The following is a 20,665-nucleotide window of genomic DNA, read 5'->3' on the forward strand; positions in this document are numbered from 1 at the left end:
GACTAATTATGAAATGGAACCGAAAGATAAAAAATAAAGGCAACTTAGTTAATGCAGTTTAGATGTTTGACAGCTTACTATTCTGATGTGCAGAGTTAAAGAAACTAAACATCGCAGATAATGACCTGATTGCAGCTGATAAAAGCGTGTTTATTTCTCCCAGTATTGGCGATTTAGCGAAGTTTTCTAATTGGATGCGAACTGAGGAATAAATGGTTCCCGCCTAAGTAATTTAGTACAGCACATTTATGCAAATTCATCATCTCAATTGTGGCTGTATGTGTCCCATTGGAGGGGCGCTTTTCGATGGCTTTAGTCGCGGCCTGACGGCTAACCTCGTCTGCCACTGTCTGCTTGTTGAAACGAATCAGGGACTGGTTCTGATTGATACCGGCTTCGGATTGCGGGATATCCAGTCCCCTTACTCTCGGCTCAGCCCGTTTTTCGTCCATTTTAATAATATCCAGTTTGATCGCAAGTACACGGCCATCCATCAAATTGAACAGCTCGGATTTTCACCAAGCGATGTGCGCCATATTGTGCTAACCCACCTCGATTTCGATCATGCCGGTGGTCTAGAGGATTTCCCGGAAGCCACGGTACACGTCATGCAGGCTGAAATCGATGCCGCACAGAATCGGCACGGTTTCATCACAAAAAGGCGCTATCGTCCGGGGCAGTGGGATGAAGTCAAACGCTGGAAATACTATTCGGCGGGTGGCGAACCTTGGTTCGGTTTTGAAGCAGTCCGCGACCTCGACGGGTTGCCGCCGGAGATTTTGCTAATCCCGTTGGTGGGTCACACGCGCGGTCATGCTGGCATTGCCATTGATACACCCGATGGCTGGCTTCTGCACGCAGGCGATGCCTATTTCTACCGACACGAGATGGATGCCGCTAACCGACGCTGCACGCCCGGTTTGCGCGCCTACCAATGGATGATGGAGGTCGATCGCAAGGCTAGGTTGCTCAATCAAGGCCGGCTGCACGAATTATCGGTGCAGCATAGTAAAGATGTGCGCCTGTTTTGCAGTCACGATGCTATTGAGTTAAAACCCTTCGTTGACGAGTCTAGGAGTTCTTAAAACTAGAAATTTCATCCTTACTATTGATTACGCAAAGTAGGCGGTTGGGGAAGTTGCAGCCGGACTGCGGTCTGAATTTTGAGACATCTTAAATTCAAAACTCATACTAAGTTGCGTTCAAAGAGCTTATTCTTAAATGTGGAAAATAAGTCATTTAGCGCCAGCGCTCCCGGTTAGATGGTAGATTGACAAGTCCTTGACCAAGTTCATCGACTACTACCTTAGACATTTACTTGAATATTCGGTTATTAAAGTAGTTTTCTGGTAAATCTTCCCACAGATGTTCAACTGGCATTAATTCCGGGCTATTTGAATCTAATCTAACGAGCAAAAACTATAAAATAGGTGTCGATTTATTTCCCAGACCCCAAATTATGGGGTACTTTTTGCACGAATTGCTGTTGGAGAGACAAAGCATTGGCTCATCCATGCATCTCTGGTGCCTTGCGAAACTTTTCCTGTAATTGCTTGTACGCAGTTTCTAAGGGGATTCCCTCACCCCGCGATAGTTCTGCCTCCGCTTCCTCCACCGAAGAGCGCACCTCCTCCACCCACTCCCAATAATGCTGGCGTGTTTGAGTCAAAGTCTGGAGGGCTTTTGTAATCACCTCTTCCGGCGAGCTAAACTGCCGCGCGTGCTAATTGCGCTTCGATCAATTTCATTTGCTCAGGACTCCAAGTAATATTGATAAGAATCTCCCGGAGTCTCGCTGACACAAATCTCTTTTCTAAGAATAGCGCTACTTTCTGGGCAGTGCGATCGTCCATAAAAATTGCTGGACAGTGCCGGATCTGCCAAGTTGATTGAAACTTTTTTAAAATTAACACTCATAGTGTGTAGAGTTAAAGCCGTTACAAGCTTTAGATTTTTTTAGTGATAAAAAATATAAAGCTTAAAATATTTGGCGAACAGGTTCGGAAATTGAGAAAAGCTAGGGGGCTAAGCCAAGAGGAGTTAGCTGAACTAGCAGAACTGCATCGAAATTACATTGGCGGCATTGAACGTGGCGAGAGAAATGTTGCACTTCTCAATATTGTGCGTTTAGCTAAAGCTTTGGAAGTACCGCTAAGCAAATTGTTGGAGGGGATAGAGTAAATGACTTCACCTTATGCGGGGCTTGCCACAGAAGATTGGGCAGTAAAAACGCGGGAACTGATAGAGATACATCCACTTAACCCGGATGAAATATATGAAGTAGTAATTCAAGTCTGGCGAGAAATATTTGAATCTAATCTAACCAGCAAAAACTATAAAATAGGTATAGATTTATTTCCCCACCCCCAAATTATGGGATACTTTTTGCACGAACTCATCCCATTAGAATTGGCTAGGCGATACCCAGAAATTTGGCGCCGCGAAGAAAATGCTACTGAAAAAGATCTGGTCTGTCTTCTAGATGATTGCTTTTCGATCGAGATTAAAACTTCTTCAAGTAATCGTAATACATATGAAAATCACAGTTATACTCAACTAAGCACTACTGGTATAGAAGGAAAGAAGAATAAATCGGGGTATTATCTTGTTGTTAATTTCCAGAAATTCAACCAAAAAATTCAAGGCTCACAACTACCGCAGATTAATTTAGTCAGATTTGGATGGTTAGACCGAGAAGATTGGCAAGGTCAAGTTACTGCAACAGGGCAACAAGCGAAATTAAGTCCTGCTGTTGAACGTTATAAATTGCTGCAATTACCAACTTTAGAATAAAGATAACTGTGCTTCTCTGAGTTCCTTGTCCCTCAAAAATTTATCTATTCTACTAGCGAAAATCTCACAGTAATCAGCCCTAATTTCAAATCCAATAACTTGACGCTGCAAAGCCAGAGCTACAATTGCTGTAGTACCGGAACCCATAAAGGGATCTAAAACAATTTCGTTTAAATTCGATGCAGACTTGATGATGCGATCGACAACAGCAACAGGAAATTGAGCGGGGTGAGGCGTGCGTTCTTTTGAAGATCGGTTTTTCCCAGACGTAACTTTTGGGAACTGCCAAACATCCGTCGGATTTTTGCCTTTTAAGTTTACTTTAATCTTGCCGTTCTTTTTCTGATTCGGGTATTTCACATTTGGATCGCGCACTTCATCCAAATTAAATGTATACTTGTCTTGATTTTTTACATACCAGAGAAACTTTTCATTGCGGGGTGAAAAGAACTTGCTGCCCGCGACTCCCGCGCCGTAATTCCAGACAACTTCTTGAATCAGATAAAAAGGCACTTTGTCCCAAAGCAGGTAGGAAATCGGAATTGCTTTTGCCCGATCGCGAATTGACAAATAACCTAAATTTAGCCAAAACGCTCCTCGATCGAGCGTTACCCGGTAAACCTCTGCTATCCACTGCTCGCACCAGTTTAAATACTCATCTAACACCAAGGATTTTTCGTACTCTTTGCCGATGTTATAAGGCGGGCTGGTAACGGTTAAATCTACAAATTGATCGGGCAGCAGCTTCAATGCTTCCAAGCAATCCATGTTATAAATTAAGCAATTAGGAGCTTGAAAGTACGGTTTACCTAAAATCTTCGCGATATCAGTCAAGCTCATGAAATATTGGGGAAATATTTTGTTGACAAAGTGTAAAAGTTATAGTAAGTGAGTTTAGAAATATTGTCAAACTCATCTGGACTGGGGAATCGCCCTGCTGGAAACAAAAGGTTACAATCACAAATACATTCTATTTCCATAACATTACTGTTTATAGCTTGAACTCCTCAGTGCCAAATAACAACTCCTCAACTCAATCCTTTCAATTTGACTCGATCGACAGCGCCCTCGCAGACCTCAAAGCAGGTCGCCCCCTGGTAGTAGTCGATGACGAAAATCGCGAAAACGAAGGCGATGTGATTTGTGCAGCCCAATTCGCCACCCCCGACAACATCAATTTCATGGCCGTGAACGCGCGGGGTTTGATTTGTCTGGCATTGAGTGGCGAAAGGCTCGATCGCCTGGAACTGCCCCTCATGGTCAGCAAAAACACCGACAACAACCAAACTGCCTTCACCGTCAGCATTGATGCAGTCAACGGCGTCAGTACCGGCATCTCCGCCGAAGACCGCGCCCGCACCATCCAAGTAGCCATCCACCCGGACACCAAACCTCAAGACTTGCGGCGTCCCGGTCACATTTTCCCCCTGCGGGCGATCGACGGTGGCGTCCTCAAACGCGCCGGTCACACCGAGGCCTCGGTTGACCTCGCCAGACTTGCGGGTCTGTATCCCAGCGGCGTCATCTGCGAAATTCAAAACCCCGACGGTTCGATGGCGAGGTTGCCCGAATTAATCGAGTACGCTAAACTCCACAACCTCAAAATAATCAGTATTGCCGACTTAATTAGCTACCGACTCAAGCACGATCGATTTGTCCGCCGCGAAACCGTGGCCAAATTGCCCACTCAATTCGGCGATTTTATGATTTACGCCTACCGCGACACCCAAGACAATTCAGAACACGTTGCTATTGTCAAGGGCGACCCGGCAGAATTTAAAGATAAACCCGTGATGGTGCGGGTGCATTCCGAATGCCTGACCGGCGATGCTTTGGGTTCCCTGCGCTGCGACTGCCGGATGCAACTGCAAGCGGCACTGAAAATGATCGAAAATGTCGGTTCTGGCGTCATCGTTTACTTGCGCCAAGAAGGTCGGGGTATTGGATTGGTAAATAAACTAAAAGCTTACTCGCTGCAAGATTTGGGATTGGATACGGTAGAAGCCAACGAACGGTTGGGATTTCCCGCCGACTTGCGGAACTACGGCGTCGGAGCACAAATGCTCAACGATTTGGGAGTAAAAAAAATTCGGTTGATTACCAACAACCCGCGCAAAATTGCGGGTTTGAAAGGTTACGGGATTGAAGTAGCCGATCGCGTCCCCTTACTAATTGAAGCCACAGATTACAACTCGATCTATCTGGCAACAAAAGCCGAAAAACTCGGTCATATGCTACTGCAAACTTATTTAGTAACAGTGGCGATTCAGTGGAACGAAAAAGGAGAAGGAAAAGAGGAAGATTCTGCCATTCAAAATCGGTACGAACACCTCGAAAAACTGCGGCATTTGGCGGCTAACCAGCACTTGCTACTGCAAGAAGAAGCGCGGCCGGTGGGAATAGCCCTTTTCGGAGAAGGCTCCCTCATCGTTCACCTAGGCTTCGATCAAGCCGGACTCGCAGCCCCCGACTGGTACTCGGATCTAAACCATCCTTACGTCAGAGCGATCGGCCAAATTCTCGGCGAAATCAGCATTGAGCCGAATTTGCAAACATTAGAATTCATGGTTTCCTCCGGTGGAGATCCGCTCAAAACCCTGCAAGTCCAGCTCGATCGCGAGACATTCCTTTTGTCGGAATTAACCGGAATTTGCGATCGGCTCGAACCTCAAAAAATCTACAGTTTTGCTCCTCTTGCCTGAAGGCAGAAGGTAGAAGCCAACCCCCCCTACCCCAGCAGGGGGGAAGGCAGAAGCCAAGAAAAACTGTGAATTTTATAATCATACTTGTTGATACCCGCATCTTCCTTTCGTCAGAAAGCACCTACCAATAAAAACAGTGAATAACAATGTTGATTGCAGTCTAACAAGTCGATGTAGCGAACACTTGAGAGAGAATCGTCGCTGCATATTTATATTATTAAATAGTATTAAGAGTCATCAAATTATTCAAGAGGACTTTTAGTTAATGTTAATTTTTTTAGACATTGATGGTGTACTTATTCCAGACAGAAGACATGAAACATCGAGTTTGCCAACAGATATAATGAAATTTAATTCAGTTTGCCTTAATCACTTTGAAAATGTCCTTCGTTCCTATCCTAACGCGCGAGTAGTAATTTCATCATCCTGGCGTGAAATATTCCCCTTCGAGGTAATCCCGCCATTATTTTCACCAGATATCGCTATCCGTGTTATCGGATTCACCCCTTTTCTCAACCCCAAAAATATTCACCAACACAAATATTTACGACACCAGGAAGTTCTTGAGTATCTTCGACAAAATCAAGCAGAAAACTCACCTTGGGTAGCCATTGACGATATTCCAGAACACTATCCGCCAGATGCACCAGTTGTGGCTGTTGATGATTACAATGGTTTTGACCAGAACTCAGCAAAGGTACTTTCAGAATATCTAACTTGATTTCAAAGGTTAGGAAAAAAGTATCGGAATAGAGAGGGTAAATTTGACATGGAAATGAACGTTGGTGACTTTCTGCACCGACTCGATCTCAGGGGACAAGCACTTAAAGGCACCAACCTTGGCGGTGCGGAACTCCGGGGAGCCAACCTCAGAGGCACGGATCTCCGAGAAACCAACCTCAGCGGCGCTATGCTCAGGTATGCAGACCTGATTGAAGCCGACCTCAGCGGTGCTAATCTGAGCGGGGCGGATTTAGCTGAATCATTTCTTAATTTAGCTAACCTCACTAGAGCTGATTTGACTGGTGCTGTCCTCCGAGAAGCTAATCTCGTAGGAGCCGAATTCACCGGCGCCAACCTCAAACAAGCAAGTTTGATCAAGGCTAATTTAGTTGGAGCAAATCTCCACGAAGCCAACTTAACCAGAGCCAACCTTAGCGGGGCGGATTTACGCGGTTCTCAGTTGAGCGGCGCCATTTTAGACAAGGCAGTATACAACAACCGGACTATCTTTCCCGAAGATATTGATCCGGGTGCAATGGGAGCATTTTTGCTAGCTCCCAATGCTTCGCTCCCTGGCTTAAATCTGGCTATGGTAGATTTGACCGAAGCCGATTTAAAAGGAGCCGATTTGCGGCGGACAAACTTATACAAAGCTATTTTATTTGGCGCAAAACTCGATCGGGCAAACTTAGCAGGAGCCAACCTCAGCGCAGCGGACTTGAGGGAAGCCAGTTTGAACGCCACGATTTTAGAAAAAGCTGTTTACAGCAACAAGACTTTGTTTTCCGAAGGCATTGACCCCGCTCTGGGGGGAGCTTATTTAATTGCTCCCAATGTATCGCTGCAAGGGGTAAATTTAACCGGAGCCGACTTAAACGGGTCAGATTTAAGCGGAGCTAATTTGAGCGCTTCTAACTTAACTTCGGTCAATCTCAAAAATGTAGACCTCAGCAGAGCTAGCTTAAAAAAAGCTTACCTCAAAGGTGCAAACTTGGAGGGAACTGATTTAAGAGGAGCCGATTTAAGCGGCGCAATTTTACACCAAGTAAACTTGAGTTCTGCTGACCTCCGGGGTGTAGACTTAACAAGGGCTGACCTCAGCGGCGCTAATTTAAGGGATGCCGATTTGAGGGAGACAGATTTCACCGGAGCTACTTTGCTGTTCGCTAACTTGAGCGGGGCTGACTTGAGAGGTGTAGACTTGACAAAAGCTGACCTCAGTGGCGCTAAGTTAAACGAAGCTGACCTCAGAAAAGCAGATTTGATGAGAGTTAATTTGGAGGGAGCAGATTTAACTGAGGCCGACTTGAGCGATGCTCATTTATTCCGAGTTAATCTCAGAGGTGCTAACCTGAAAGGTACTAACCTCAAAGGCGCAAGTTTAAAAGGGGTATTTTTGACTGACGCTTATTTGAGCGAAACGGATTTGACAGATCTAGATCTGAGTCCAAGTTTTTTTGAATTGCCGCTAGAATCGGAATGGTAATTAGTTGACTGTTAACAATCAAAAATCTACAATCAAAACTCGCCCCGCGAAAATTGCTCGATTATTAACAATCGAAAATCTAAAATCTAAAATCTAAAATGGATCGACCGTTAGGCTCTGTTATTCAAGGTTCCCTAAGCAAGGGATTAGAAGTGCGACTGCACGCCGATGTTTCGGTGGAAGATATGAGGGTGGGGAAATTTCTAGTAGTGCGGGGGGTGCGATCGCACTTTTTCTGTATGCTCACCGACGTGTCTCTCGGAACTTCTAGCGCCCGCATTTTATCGAATCCTCCCAATCCCGACGACGATTTTCTGCTCGCAGTGCTAGCCGGTAGCAGCACCTACGGTACGATCGAACTGTCGCCGATGTTGATGTTGACTGCTGAGAAAGAAAAACAGCAGGCAATTTTCGACCCCACGAAAAACGGCGGAGTTCGCGAGAATAAGTTGGCGTTAGGAAATTTGGCTTCTTTTGAGTCACAAACGGGCGCGGATATTGAGTTGCTGCCGGTCAAAACTATTCCCAGCCACTTTTCGCAGGTGTTTGATGCCAAAGAAACGGATTTTCGGGCAGTTTTTGGCTGGGAAGATGACCCGTATCGCCGCAATTTTGCGATCGGCAAACCGATTGACATGGACGTTGCTGTATGCTTGGATTTAGACCGATTTGTGGAACGCAGCAACGGAGTTTTTGGCAAGTCGGGAACGGGAAAATCTTTCCTGACGCGCTTGCTTCTATCGGGAATTATTCGCAAGCAAGCTGCTGTCAATCTAATTTTTGATATGCACTCGGAGTACGGGTGGGAAGCGGTTTCGGAAGGGAAACAGTTCAGCACTGTTAAAGGTTTGCGGCAGTTGTTTCCCGATAAAATGCAGATTTATACCCTCGATCCAGAATCGACAAAACGCCGGGGAGTCCGCGACGCTCAAGAGTTGTTTTTGAGTTTCGATCAAATTGAAGTGGAAGACATCGCGCTAGTGCAGCGCGAGCTAAATTTGTCGGAAGCTAGTATCGAAAATGCGATTATTTTGCGAAATGAGTTGGGAAGTGGTTGGATCAACAAGTTGCTGGAAATGACCAACGAAGATATCCAAATGTTTTGCGAAGAAAAGCGGGGAAATAAGTCTTCGATTATGGCTTTGCAGCGGAAGTTAGAGCGACTGAATGATTTGAAATACATTCGCAAACGCTGTCCGAAAAATTATGTAACTGAAGTTTTGCAGTGTTTGGATGGCGGGAAAAATGTAGTAATTGAGTTCGGTTCCCACTCGGATTTGCTGTCCTATATGTTGGCGGCAAATGTGATTACTCGCCGCATTCACCAAGCTTACGTGCGGAAAGCAGAGAAGTTTTTGCAGAGTAAAAATCCGTGCGATCGCCCGCAGCCGTTGGTGATTACCATTGAAGAAGCTCACCGCTTTCTCGATCCGGCGATCGTGCGATCGACTATTTTCGGTACGATCGCCAGAGAAATGCGAAAATACTTTGTCACCCTGCTGATTGTAGACCAGCGTCCCTCCGGCATCGATGCCGAAGTCATGTCGCAAGTCGGCACCAGGATCACTGCTTTGCTAAACGACGATAAAGACATTGATGCTATTTTTACCGGCGTTTCTGGAGGGCAGAGTTTGCGTTCAGTTTTGGCAAAACTCGACTCCAAACAGCAAGCATTAGTTTTGGGCCACGCCGTACCCATGCCCGTAGTCGTGCAAACTCGCCCCTATGACGAGCAATTCTACAGAGAAATTGGGGATATTGACTGGCAAGAAATGCCCGATGAACAAGTATTTGCCGAGGCAGAATCTGCTAAAATGGATTTGGGATTTTAGATTGATAAGTGCTACATTCATTACAGAACTTAGGCGAATTTTCCTGTAAATTAGTCTTGGCGAACAATTGGCGAGCGCTGGCAATGACAGAAATATTAAGATTTTTGCTTCAGTTATAAACGAAAAAGAGCGATCAAACCTGAAAAAAATTAGCCCCCAGCTTTGAGTCAGAAGCTTTTCCCCTTTCACCCCCTCACCCCTCATCCCTAACTGCCCAAAATTTGCATAAGGTTAAACATGATGGAGATCATGGAGCCTCGCAGCACAATGAAAGTCAAACAGGGCAACAGCCAGCCTTTATACACCTTGTGGTTACTCGTAGCAGAATTTGCTTAGCATATTTAAAGGAAAATGTCAATAAATATTTTAAACAGTTACTCACATCTAATACGGCGATCGAGTTCGGTTATCTCGCATCCCACCATCTAGGCAGCGAGAAAATTTCAAGCGATGATGGAACAGAGAGCAAAACAAAGCCCTCGAATTGCATGAGTCTGTTTGCATGAGTATTGTGAAGTTGAGTGGCAGTTAAAACTAACAGGGAATTCAAAACCTTAAGGAAAAATGTAGAATCTTGACCTTAAGACAGAGGTTTTTACTCTTTACGATCCTCAAAATTGGGAATAATATTGAGAAAACTAAACTCTTGCTTCACTTCGCCTTGAACTAGCCGTTAAAGCTAGCGAGCTACCGAAAATCGAGGGGGATTACTGGAAAATCCAGCACAAAAGTAATCCCAAACAAAAAGCTTCTACCGATCGTCACCGATAAACAAGAGGGGAAATATCCCCCTTGTCGCAGTCTTTATCCCACTTGTAAAAGTGGGACAGGGTATCACCAACTTTTTATCTGTTGTTACAAGGAGTGCAATACTCACCCATGTCCACCACAACCCCCAAAAACAAAACAGTGAAAGCCGATCGCATGGGCAGCCGGCCATACTCCTCAACGGATACGGTTCGTACCTATCTGCACGAGATCGGTCGCGTACCCCTGCTAACCCGAGAAGAAGAAATTGTTTTCGGGAAGCAGGTGCAGCAAATGATGAAATTAATCGAAGCAAAACAAGCACTTGCTAAAGAATGGCAGCGGGATCTGACGAATCAAGAGTGGGCTGCCGAAATGGAGTTGACCGAACCTGAACTTAGCCGCATCTTACAAATAGGGCGGCGGGCCAAGCAAAAGATGATTGAAGCCAATTTGCGGCTAGTAGTGGCGATCGCCAAAAAATACCAGAAACGCAATATGGAATTCTTGGATTTAATTCAAGAAGGCACCCTCGGTTTAGAACGAGGAGTCGAAAAATTTGACCCGATGCGGGGATACAAATTTTCTACCTATGCCTACTGGTGGATTCGGCAAGCAATTACCCGCGCGATCGCCCAACACGCCCGCACCATTCGATTGCCAATTCACATCACCGAAAAACTCAACAAAATCAAAAAAGTGCAGCGGGAACTCACCCAGCAGTTGGGCCGGTCTCCCTCCCCTGGGGAAATTGCCAGCGCCCTCGAACTGCACCCTTCCCAAATTCGGGAATACCTGCTGATGGCAAGACATCCAGTTTCTTTGGACTTGCGCGTAGGAGACAACCAAGATACCGAACTGCAAGAACTCTTAGAAGACGAAACGGCATCTCCAGACAACTACATTACCTCGGAATTACTGCGGCAAGACCTCAATACTTTGATATCAGAACTTACCCCCCAGCAGCGAGATGTAATAATTTTGCGCTTCGGTTTGGAAGACGGCACAGAAATGTCTCTGGCGAAAGTCGGAGAACGGTTAAATCTCAGCCGGGAACGGGTGCGGCAGCTAGAACATCAAGCCCTTGCCCACCTGCGGCGCCGCCAATCTCAAGTCCGAGAATACTTGGCTAGTTAGTCACTAAAAAAGTTGAGATTTCCCAAAATCTCAACTTTTTTTTCGTGTTGGCGCTGCTGGGAAGGATACTTTTATAGCAGTTAAAAAAAAGAATGCAACGGTAGGCCCGTGCTCCAAACCCTTATGGAATAGGTCACACCAAATTATTCAATTCTTTAATCTAAAATTTAAAATCAAAAATGGTATTATTTGAGGGGTCGATCGCCCGATGGGGCGGACGCAAAATTTATCAAAACTAGTCTTAGATTTAACTTCAGGAACCGGGCGGGCGATCGTTCCTTTAAGTTTATAGTCAACATTAAGCCAAATACCCGGTTTCTCTACAATCTTTGTGAAACTGGTACAAGAGGCGCTTGGAACCAGCTATTTTAAATTTTGGGGTCTGGAGTGGTTTTGACTTATTTCATATTGACAGGAAGTTTAGAAGCGATCGCGATCGTGCTGGCTCTCTCGCCCGGTAACTTCAGCATCGCATTCCCCGCACGCCGGACACACAACTCGGACATCAAATCCGGCGTTTTAAGCTCGCAATCTCCGCCAAATCCTGGGGCAGATACAGCTAGCACAGGTTTAGCAGATGGCATTTACCTCTACGGCCAGTCGAGCCAGCCAGAGGAAATTAAACAAGAATATTTTGTATTTGAAATGCGGCAGAGTAAGGTAGTCGGCGCTTTTTACCTGCCTCGGTCTGCTTTTTACTGTTTTTACGGCACGGGCGATCAAACTCAGTTAAATTTAACAGTAGTGGATAGTTACGACGGCAGTCGCTCTCCCTACTCGGTAAACCTGCAACAGTATTACCCAATTTCTACCATCAGCGAGAACGATCGGCGCATCTTGGGAATTTGCAAAGAATCTCACAAACAGCAGGTGTGGGAAAAGTAGGAAACACGCGCTGCGCCACCAGTCAATCGATTTTAGATTTTAGATTTTAGATTTTAGAATTGAAGAAAGCAACCCGACTGATAAATCGGACGCCCCCGGAGCAAATTGCTTTCGGTCAGGGTTCAGGAAACAGTAGTAAAATTGCTCCTGAGTTGAGATTTCGGACGGACACCACACACATGGCAAGATGAAACTGCGTCGGAAAACACTATCGATCGTTGGCATTACCATCGCTGCATTGACTGGCATTCTGTATGTCGCCTCCTCAAGCATCCTCTTGGGCAGCCTGATCAAAGCAGAGGAACAAGAAGCCACACAGGTTGTCAAGGGAGTGCTCAGCGTGTTCGGGCAAACCGCAGATGACTTCAACTCGCGCTTTGCCGACTGGTCGTCCTGGGACGACACCTACACTTTCATCCAAAACCGCAACTCAAAATTCATTGCCTCCAATTTAATTCCAGAAGGGCTGGCTAATATAAGAGTTAATATAGCCATTTTTGTCAATACTTCTGGCAAAATAGTTTACGCTACGGGTTTAGACAGCGAAAAGCTCAAACTAACGCCTGTTCCAGAACCATTAAAACGGCGCATTTCTCTCAGCGACCCGCTGTTGCAGCACCCCAACGCCAAAAGCAGCCTCGCTGGTATCCTGCTGCTACCGTCAGGGCCAATACTGATTACTTCCCGGCCAATTCTCACGACTAAAAGCACCGGCCCGATCCGGGGTACGCTGGTATTCGGGCGCAATTTGGATGCTGCGAGCATTGCGAAGGTTTCTAAAATTACTCGCTTGCCACTCATTGTACACAGCGTTAATGAGACTCAGTTGCCTGCAGACTTCGAGAAAGCGCGGGAGAAACTGTCGGAAAAAAAACCTATTTTTGTGCGTCCTTTAAGCGAAGAGTCGATCGCGGGTTACACTTTGATCCGGGATATTTACAACCAACCTGCGCTGCTATTGCGGGTGGATATCCCCAGAGAAATATATCGGCAAGGTCAAATTAGTTTACTGTACCTGCTGGGGTCTGTAGCGCTAGCGGGAGTTGGGTTGGTCGGCTGCACTCTGCTGCTGCTAGAGCATCTGGTGCTGTCTCGGTTGAGCGGTTTGGCGAAAGCAGTCAACCACGTCAGCAGCAGCCAAGACCTCTCGGTGCGACTACCTGTGACGGGCGAAGATGAGTTGTCCGACCTTGCCCATACTATCAACGGAATGTTGAGTGCGATCGCCCAAGCCGAAAGCGAACAACTTGAGGAAAAAGCCCGCTACAGAGCCGTAGTCGAGCAAGCTACAGATTGCATTTTCCTGTGGGACGCTCAAACCAAACGTCTTTTGGAAGCCAATACAGCGTTTACAGACTTGCTCGATTACAGTCTTGATGCGATTTCGCAACTGACTATTTACGATATCATCGCTTACTCTAAAGACCTAATTGACAACAATATCGAGTTGCTGCTGACGGACAAACAATTCAGAATTGGCGAAGTCCTCTACCGCCGCCGAGACGGTTCCTGCGTGGATGTAGAAGTGAGCGGGAGCGTGATTTCCTACGGAGGCCGCGAGATTATTTGCACTGTTGTCCGCGACATTACCGAGCGCAAGCAAGCAGAAGCCGAACTGCGAGCCTCGGAAGAACGCTACAGACTTTTGTTTAAAAATAACCCCCATCCGATGTGGGTTTACGATTTAGAAACTCAGGAATTTATAGCCGTCAATCAAGCTGCTATCGAACACTACGGCTACACTCGCGACGAATTTCTCAACATGACCGTTGCGGACATTCGTCCCTCCCAAGAGCTGCCGAAATTGCTAGAAAATATATCCCAAGTAGATGCTGGTATTGAGTTTGCAGGTGTGTGGCAGCACCTGAAAAAAGACGGAACAATTATTGATGTAGAAATTACTTCTTATGCCATGCTATTTGATAGCAGAAATGCTGAATTAGTGCTTGCTCACGACGTGACCGACCGCTTGCAAGCCGAGGCCGAACTCTACAAGGCCAAGGAAGCTGCAGAAGCAGCTAGTTTGGCTAAAAGTCAGTTTTTGGCTAACATGAGCCACGAACTACGAACTCCTCTGAATGCGATTATCGGTTACAGCGAGATTCTGCAAGAAGAGGCTTTAGATTTGGGCGCAGAAAATTTTGTGTCTGATTTAGAGAGAATTCACAATTCAGGCCAGCTTTTACTAACCTTAATTAATGATATTCTGGACTTGTCAAAGATTGAAGCCGGTCACGCGGAAGTGGAATTAGAAACTTTTGACGTGTCGGAGGTCGTTCAAGATGTAGCTAGAACTGTTGAACCGCTATTTTTGCGAAATACAAATCGCCTGAATGTGGAGTGTCCTAATAATATTGGCGAATTGTATTCCGATCAAATTAAGCTTACTCAAATTTTGTTTAATTTGCTCAGCAATGCAGCTAAGTTTACTCATAAAGGAACAATTACACTCAGCGTTGAAAGAATTCAAAATGATAAGAATAGTTGGGATTATGAACAGTTAATTTTCAAGTGTACTGATACGGGGATTGGGATGACTCCTGAACAGCTACAAAAGTTATTTCAACCTTTTACGCAAGCTGATGCTTCGACTACCCGCAAGTACGGAGGTACGGGTTTGGGTTTGGCAATAGCGCAGAAATACTCTCAGATGCTGGGGGGAGAAATTACTGTGAGTAGCGAATTTGGCAAGGGGTCAACTTTTACTTTAACGTTGCCAGCATAGCTCTCTCTTAAATTTTATATCGGGGAAAAAGTCTTGACAAACAAAATTAATACTCAATACCTGGTTGAGCTTTAATCCCTTGTTCTCGGAATGGATGCTTAACTAATGTCATTTCTGTCACTAAGTCTGCCCGTTCAATTAGTGCATCCGGCGCGCCTCTGCCTGTTAAAATAATGTGGGTTTCTTCTGGCTTTTGGTCTAACCCGGAAAGCACTTGCTCGACTTGCAAATAACCTAGTTTTAATGCTATATTGACTTCATCTAAAAGCACTAATTTAAATTCGGGATTGCAGATAAAAGTTAGGGATTTTTCCCAGGCTTTTTGAGCTGTCGCGATATCTTGATCGCGGTCTTGCGTGTCCCAGGTAAAGCCTTCTCCCATTGCGTGGAATTCTAGCTGTTTTTCCCAGAGTTGAAAAACGGCTTTCTCTGCGGGTTCCCAAGCTCCTTTGATAAATTGTACTATAGCGACGCGGTATCCGTGGCCGAGCGATCGCACAACCATTCCCAAAGCGGCTGTAGTTTTGCCTTTACCGTTACCAGTATTGACTATAATTAAACCTTTTTCTTTGGAGGAGTTAGCGATTCGCTGTGATTGCACTTCTTGGCGGCGCTGCATTTTCTGTTTGTGCTGTTCGGCTGTTAAGCCAGTGGTTTCTTTAGTTTCCATTAGATTTTTTTTAACCGCAGATGAACGCCAATAAACGCTGATGAATGCAGACTTGTTAGTTATTGCCAGACTAGCTGTAAGTTTAGCACGAAACCGGGCAAAACATCTTCTCCTGAAAGTTCTGCGGGAGATTCCAGTATTTCGACTTCTTGTCCTTGGCGATAAATTTCGACTCGGCGGGTTTTGCGGTTGATTAACCAACCTAGTTTTACTTGGTTGTTCATGTATTCTTGCATTTTGTCTTGGGTATCTTTTAAACTATCGGTGGGCGACATTAATTCCAAGACAAAATCGGGGGCGATGGGAGGAAATTTTTGTTTTTGTTCGGGAGTAAGTGCCTCCCATCTTTCCTTTTTTATCCAAGAGACAGCGGGAGAACGATTTGCACCGCTGGGCAGTTTGAAGCAAGTTGAAGAATCGAAACAAATTCCCAGTTGAGTTTGTCTGTTCCAAATCACAAAGTCAGCATTAATTTCTGAGTTGTAATTTCCAGTTTCTCCTCCTGTCGGTGGCATAACGATTATTTCTCCTTTGGCATTGCGTTCAAATTTGACATCTGGGTTTTCGCGACACAATTGATAAAATTGGTCGTCGGTTAGTTTAACTATGGAGTTGAAGTTGATGGTAACTGCTATCATGGTATTTGATCAGGATGCGTTGGGATTTTTAAGCCACATAATGTATCTGAATGCGGATAAATGCCGAGCGATGCAGATGCTGTAAATATTATTGATGTGGGAAGGAGGATTTAAGTCGTAGTTTTTGGTAGGCACTTGCGATATTATTATATCACCTACTTATAACTAGCTATCTATAGTTTTATAAAAAGCTTTTTGGAGAAAACACTTACACACATACCAATAATAAAATGCAATGTTGATTTCACTAAACAATTTAGGTACTCCCTCTAGTAAACTGGAGAATATCTTGTTTTTTAAATGCAGGGAATCTACGCCGATCGCAAAAAACAACAAACCCAAACCAGCTAACAGTATTTGGTAGGGAGTTAACTGTAGTTCTCGCCGAAAAAACCATCCGTAGGAGGACAAAACAACGGCGTATAAAAGACTTACTCCTAGCTTAGGAATTCCTAATGCTATCATATATATATGGATTCTGTAAATTTCATTTAGCAGAAATCCACCTGTTAACAAAGCCGAAAAGAGAATAAATCGATTTTCAGAAGTGCGCGGTTGAAAAGTTTTAGCTAATTTATAGGTAAAAGTACAAACAATGACGGGTACAGAACATAAAATCTGGAAAGTCCGAGTTAACAAAGCGACATTGGGATTGGGGGAAAAATAAGGGTGAAAGAATAAATCGCTGACTTTTAAGCCGGAAATTTGAGTAAAAATTATCAGCAGCGCCACTAGGAAGAAGGATAAACAATTTAGTCGGACAACCAAGCGAGAAATAGTCATAAGCAATTAATACCAAAAATTATGTCTACTGCCAAAATACAAAAAAAATATATCACCAATATCACTGGAGATTTTGTTAAACTTAATCATGAGTGTTATCAAAATAAGGAGACAGTCATGCTGTCAGTGAAAGAAGCAGAATCGATGGTTCTAAATTTGGCGCAACCCCTCGACAGTCAGGGGGATGTAGAAACTGTAGACTTACTGGCAGCATCGGGGCGCATTTTGGCTGCTGCCGTCACTGGTTCCCTGGATTTTCCTTATTGGGATAATTCAGCAATGGATGGGTACGCGGTGCGCTTTGCTGATGTGGAAAACTGTAGCGCCGAAAAACCAATGGTACTCGAAGTAGTTGAAGAGATTCCAGCCGGATATCAGCCTCAAAATACCGTTCAATCCGGGCAAGCGGCGCGAATTTTTACGGGTGGGGTGATGCCTGCCGGTGCTGATACTGTGGTAATGCAGGAAGAAACAAGGCGTGAGGGCGATCGTATTTTTATCTTAGTTTCTCCTGAAAAACCGCAAGCATTTGTCAGGCACAAAGGCGCTTTTTATCAAGCAGGAACAACTTTGCTAACTCCCGGTACAGTTATCAATGCCCCAGAAATGGCGGTGTTAGCAACTGCCCAGTGTATTCAAGTTCCCGTTTATCGGCGGCTGCGGGTGGCAATTTTTTCTACTGGTGACGAATTGGTATCGCCAGACGAACCTTTGGCACCGGGGAAACTGGTAGACTCGAATCAGTATGCTTTGACAGTTTTGTTGGCGCAAATGGGATTTGAACCGATTCGATTGGGCATTGTTCCTGATAATGAAGATGCGTTAAATAATGCGATATCCCGGGCTGTTGCGACGGCGGATGTGGTACTTTCTACGGGGGGCGTCTCGGTAGGAGACTACGATTATATTGAGAAAATATTGGGGGATTTGGGAGGAAAAATTCACATTAGTTCTGTGGCGATTAAGCCGGGAAAACCTTTAACAGTTGCTGCGTTTAAACGAGGTGAAAAGAATGATGATTCGCCGAGTTTGAGTTCGGATTGTCTCTATTTTGGTTTGCCAGGAAATCCGGTTTCGGCTTTAGTCTGCTGTTGGCGTTTTGTTGTGCCTGCTTTGAAAAAGATGTCTGGGCTTGCCCTGGATGCTTGGGGGCCGGAGTTTCTCAAAGCTAGGTGTAATGCTGAATTGCGATCGCCTGGGCAGCGCGAAACTTATGTTTGGGGTAAACTACATTTAGTTGCCGGAGTCTGGGAATTTGAACCTGCTAGCGGCAGCCAAAATTCAGCGAATTTAATTAACCTCGCCAATACGAGTGGTTTAGCAGTTTTGCCACCAGGGGACACCTGGATTGTACCGGGCGAATTCGTGGAGGTTTTAAAAGTTAGTCATTAGTCAGTTGACAGTAGTCAGTTGGCAGTAGTTAGTTGGCAGTCAACAGTCAACAGTCAGCCGGAAAAATTACCAATTGCCAATTAATTATGAGAATTTTAATTGTTGAAGATGACCCGATGATGCAACTGGGATTAGAGCAAGTTTTAGCCGATTCCCCAGAAATAGAAATAGTAGGACAAGCAGAAGACGGCTATTTAGGCGTAGCAGCCGCACTGAAACTCAAACCTGATATTATTGTAATGGATATCGGTTTGCCGCGGCTCGACGGCATAGCAGCGACGCAGCAAATTAAAGCACAACTGCCCGAAGTTCGAGTCGTAATGTTAACTTCTCACACGGCAGAAACTGAAATTATTGCTGCCCTTTCTAGTGGTGCTGATGCTTATTGTATTAAAGGTGCTTCTGTAGACAGGCTGTTAGCAGCGATCGCAGCCGCAGCAGAGGGCGCTACATATCTTGATCCTCAAATTGCCCGGACTGTCATCGAACACCTCAAACCCCCGACACCTGCCTCTACAACTACTTTTGGTCAGTTGTCGCAGCGGGAATTGGAGGTGTTAAGATTAATGGTGGAAGGTAACAGCAATCCCGAAATTGCAGCGGCGCTTTACTTGAGTCCAAATACTATTAAAACTCATGTTCGCGGTATTATGAATAAGTTGGCAGTGGATGACCGCGTGCAAGCAGCAGTTGTAGCGCTGAGAACTGGATTGGTGTAAAGAAGGAAGAGGGAAGAGGGAGAAGGAAGAAGGAAGAAGGAAGAAAAATAATTCACCGTTTTTCCGTTACTAATTCGCAATTTCCAATTCGCAATTAAATTCCCAATGCCCAATGCCCAATGCCCAATGCCCAATTCCCAATGCCCAATGCCCAATTCCCAATGCCCAATTCCCAATTCCCAAAAAGTTTATGTCTGAGTGGATAGAAATCGGTAAAATTGTAGCAGCTCAAGGTTTGGACGGGGAAGTGCGAGTGTATCCCGATTCTGATTTCCCGGAAAGGTTTATCGAACCGGGGAAGCGGTGGATTTTGCGCCCTAACAAAAGTGAACCGGAACCGATCGAGTTTTTGGGCGGTCGCTACATTCCGGGCAAAGGCCTGTATGCTGTAGAGGTAGAGGGTGTGGAAGACCGCGATAGTGCTGAGGCGCTGCGGGGCTGTAAGTTGTTTGTTGAAAAGACCGATCGACCTTACCTCGAATCTGATGAGTTTTACGTCCAAGATTTGATCGGTATGGAAGTTTTTAACCAGTTAACCGGGGAAATCCTAGGCAAGGTAAGTGATATTATTCCCGCAGGTAACGACCTTTTAGAAGTAGAAACGAATCTAACCGCGCCGGAAACTGTCGCTGCAGAATTAGAAAAGCCAAAACAGCGTGAAACTCCCCAAGCCAACGCTGACCCCAGAAATACCCGCAAACCACGGAAAATTCGCGTTAAAGAGCCTAAATCCACAAAAATATTGATTCCTTTTGTGGAAGAGATTGTGCCAGTTGTTGACTTAGAACAAGGCCGAATTGAAATTGTGCCTCCTCCTGGTTTATTGGAATAATATCATGTCCGGTCGCTCGACCGGATCTGATATTAATTATTAACAATTCCCACTTCTCAATTCCCGATATTAATCTTTTCCTTTATTTGTCGACCGCACTATCAAGTAACTGATGGAAAGCGCGAAAATTGCAGTCGCCAAACCAATCAAGTCGGCTGCGGTTTTCTTTTCCAGGTCAAGAATGATGATTTTTCGAGATACTGCTATCAAAGAAGTTACAATAACTAGCTCTACTTGAATTACGTGCTTTTTCAGATAAGCTGTAATATTTTCCAAAATTTCCAGAGCAATTAAAACATTTAAAAATAACCCAAATATCACAAACAATGTGTCTTTTAACAAATTATCAGTGTGGTTTACCAATTCTTTTGCTAAAAAAATCAGCAAATCGCAAACGCTGAGGAGAATTACCCAAATCATCGCCAGTGATAAAATTTTCGATATTACTACTTCTACACTTTCTGTAAAATGCAGAAAATTTTCATCACTGCTTGACTTGGAAATTTGCCTAAATATTTTTTTCAGCATAAAAGTGATTTAGTCTTCATTCTTAATTAATGATTTTGTCATTGTTCGGTACACTTTGCAAGCGCAAAACTCT

At 44.9% G+C, this 20,665-nt stretch carries 21 protein-coding genes; 14 read left to right on the top strand and 7 right to left on the bottom strand.

Going from position 1 to position 20,665, the window contains the following annotated elements:
• Window positions 1-173 precede the first annotated feature (173 nt).
• Window positions 174-494, bottom strand: coding sequence for a hypothetical protein (locus QUA10_RS17965; RefSeq protein ID WP_333083880.1), 321 nt, complete (start codon window positions 492-494; stop codon window positions 174-176).
• On the opposite strand from QUA10_RS17965, the gene QUA10_RS17970 reads away from it, so the two are divergent.
• The gene (locus QUA10_RS17970; RefSeq protein ID WP_333086331.1) at window positions 384-1,085 is read left to right on the top strand and encodes an MBL fold metallo-hydrolase; all 702 of its coding nucleotides are present in this window, start codon (window positions 384-386) and stop codon (window positions 1,083-1,085) included. The genes QUA10_RS17965 and QUA10_RS17970 overlap by 111 nt on opposite strands.
• A gap of 293 nt (window positions 1,086-1,378) precedes the next feature.
• Window positions 1,379-1,549, top strand: a complete 171-nt coding sequence (locus QUA10_RS29155) for a ScaI family restriction endonuclease (RefSeq protein ID WP_445243589.1) — start codon at window positions 1,379-1,381, stop codon at window positions 1,547-1,549.
• Here the strand turns inward: QUA10_RS29155 and QUA10_RS17975 are convergent.
• Window positions 1,508-1,669, bottom strand: coding sequence for a hypothetical protein (locus QUA10_RS17975; protein WP_333086329.1), 162 nt, complete (start codon window positions 1,667-1,669; stop codon window positions 1,508-1,510). The genes QUA10_RS29155 and QUA10_RS17975 overlap by 42 nt on opposite strands.
• Window positions 1,670-1,959: 290 nt before the next feature.
• Between QUA10_RS17975 and QUA10_RS17980 the strand changes: the two genes are divergently transcribed.
• Both QUA10_RS17980 and QUA10_RS17985 read left to right on the top strand, forming a co-directional pair.
• Entirely contained in the window at window positions 1,960-2,181 is a 222-nt protein-coding gene (locus QUA10_RS17980; protein ID WP_333083872.1) for a helix-turn-helix transcriptional regulator, read from the top strand.
• Entirely contained in the window at window positions 2,182-2,793 is a 612-nt protein-coding gene (locus tag QUA10_RS17985) for a ScaI family restriction endonuclease (RefSeq protein WP_333083871.1), read from the top strand.
• On the opposite strand, the gene QUA10_RS17990 is transcribed toward QUA10_RS17985, so the two are convergent.
• Window positions 2,785-3,633, bottom strand: coding sequence for a site-specific DNA-methyltransferase (locus QUA10_RS17990; protein ID WP_333083870.1), 849 nt, complete (start codon window positions 3,631-3,633; stop codon window positions 2,785-2,787). The two genes, QUA10_RS17985 and QUA10_RS17990, sit on opposite strands and share 9 nt — an antisense overlap.
• A gap of 170 nt (window positions 3,634-3,803) precedes the next feature.
• On the opposite strand from QUA10_RS17990, the gene ribBA reads away from it, so the two are divergent.
• The 7 genes from ribBA (at window position 3,804) to QUA10_RS18025 (ending at window position 15,030) form a co-directional block, all read left to right on the top strand.
• Complete coding sequence (ribBA, locus tag QUA10_RS17995; RefSeq protein WP_333083869.1) at window positions 3,804-5,495, top strand: bifunctional 3,4-dihydroxy-2-butanone-4-phosphate synthase/GTP cyclohydrolase II; 1,692 nt, start codon at window positions 3,804-3,806, stop codon at window positions 5,493-5,495.
• A gap of 265 nt (window positions 5,496-5,760) precedes the next feature.
• Window positions 5,761-6,216: an HAD domain-containing protein gene (locus QUA10_RS18000; RefSeq protein WP_333083868.1), complete on the top strand. Its 456-nt coding sequence runs from the start codon at window positions 5,761-5,763 to the stop codon at window positions 6,214-6,216.
• A gap of 48 nt (window positions 6,217-6,264) precedes the next feature.
• Window positions 6,265-7,704: a pentapeptide repeat-containing protein gene (locus QUA10_RS18005; protein ID WP_333083866.1), complete on the top strand. Its 1,440-nt coding sequence runs from the start codon at window positions 6,265-6,267 to the stop codon at window positions 7,702-7,704.
• A 98-nt stretch (window positions 7,705-7,802) separates the two neighbouring features.
• The gene (locus tag QUA10_RS18010) at window positions 7,803-9,536 is read left to right on the top strand and encodes an ATP-binding protein (RefSeq protein WP_333083864.1); all 1,734 of its coding nucleotides are present in this window, start codon (window positions 7,803-7,805) and stop codon (window positions 9,534-9,536) included.
• 879 nt (window positions 9,537-10,415) lie between these two features.
• Window positions 10,416-11,420, top strand: a complete 1,005-nt coding sequence (locus QUA10_RS18015; protein ID WP_333083863.1) for an RNA polymerase sigma factor, RpoD/SigA family — start codon at window positions 10,416-10,418, stop codon at window positions 11,418-11,420.
• A 387-nt stretch (window positions 11,421-11,807) separates the two neighbouring features.
• Window positions 11,808-12,305 (top strand): hypothetical protein, encoded by a 498-nt coding sequence (locus QUA10_RS18020; protein ID WP_333083862.1) that lies wholly within the window; start codon window positions 11,808-11,810, stop codon window positions 12,303-12,305.
• Between the two features lie 187 nt (window positions 12,306-12,492).
• Window positions 12,493-15,030 (top strand): CHASE4 domain-containing protein, encoded by a 2,538-nt coding sequence (locus QUA10_RS18025; RefSeq protein WP_333083861.1) that lies wholly within the window; start codon window positions 12,493-12,495, stop codon window positions 15,028-15,030.
• Window positions 15,031-15,076: 46 nt separating this feature from the next.
• On the opposite strand, the gene cobO is transcribed toward QUA10_RS18025, so the two are convergent.
• From cobO to QUA10_RS18040, 3 genes are all read right to left on the bottom strand, one after another.
• On the bottom strand, window positions 15,077-15,700 hold the full coding sequence (gene cobO / locus QUA10_RS18030) for a cob(I)yrinic acid a,c-diamide adenosyltransferase (RefSeq protein ID WP_333083859.1): 624 nt from the start codon (window positions 15,698-15,700) through the stop codon (window positions 15,077-15,079).
• A 59-nt stretch (window positions 15,701-15,759) separates the two neighbouring features.
• On the bottom strand, window positions 15,760-16,338 hold the full coding sequence (locus QUA10_RS18035; RefSeq protein ID WP_333083858.1) for a Uma2 family endonuclease: 579 nt from the start codon (window positions 16,336-16,338) through the stop codon (window positions 15,760-15,762).
• Window positions 16,339-16,503: 165 nt separating this feature from the next.
• Entirely contained in the window at window positions 16,504-17,121 is a 618-nt protein-coding gene (locus QUA10_RS18040) for a hypothetical protein (RefSeq protein WP_333083856.1), read from the bottom strand.
• 117 nt (window positions 17,122-17,238) lie between these two features.
• Between QUA10_RS18040 and QUA10_RS18045 the strand changes: the two genes are divergently transcribed.
• From QUA10_RS18045 to rimM, 3 genes are all read left to right on the top strand, one after another.
• Window positions 17,239-18,513, top strand: a complete 1,275-nt coding sequence (locus QUA10_RS18045) for a molybdopterin-binding protein (RefSeq protein ID WP_333083878.1) — start codon at window positions 17,239-17,241, stop codon at window positions 18,511-18,513.
• 86 nt (window positions 18,514-18,599) lie between these two features.
• Window positions 18,600-19,232: a response regulator transcription factor gene (locus QUA10_RS18050; RefSeq protein ID WP_333083855.1), complete on the top strand. Its 633-nt coding sequence runs from the start codon at window positions 18,600-18,602 to the stop codon at window positions 19,230-19,232.
• A gap of 190 nt (window positions 19,233-19,422) precedes the next feature.
• Entirely contained in the window at window positions 19,423-20,064 is a 642-nt protein-coding gene (gene rimM / locus QUA10_RS18055) for a ribosome maturation factor RimM (protein ID WP_333083877.1), read from the top strand.
• Window positions 20,065-20,133: 69 nt separating this feature from the next.
• On the opposite strand, the gene QUA10_RS18060 is transcribed toward rimM, so the two are convergent.
• Complete coding sequence (locus tag QUA10_RS18060; RefSeq protein WP_333083854.1) at window positions 20,134-20,592, bottom strand: phosphate-starvation-inducible PsiE family protein; 459 nt, start codon at window positions 20,590-20,592, stop codon at window positions 20,134-20,136.
• Window positions 20,593-20,665 lie beyond the last annotated feature (73 nt).

This window comes from Microcoleus sp. Pol8_D6 (genome assembly GCF_036700965.1).
GTDB lineage: Bacteria > Cyanobacteriota > Cyanobacteriia > Cyanobacteriales > Microcoleaceae > Microcoleus.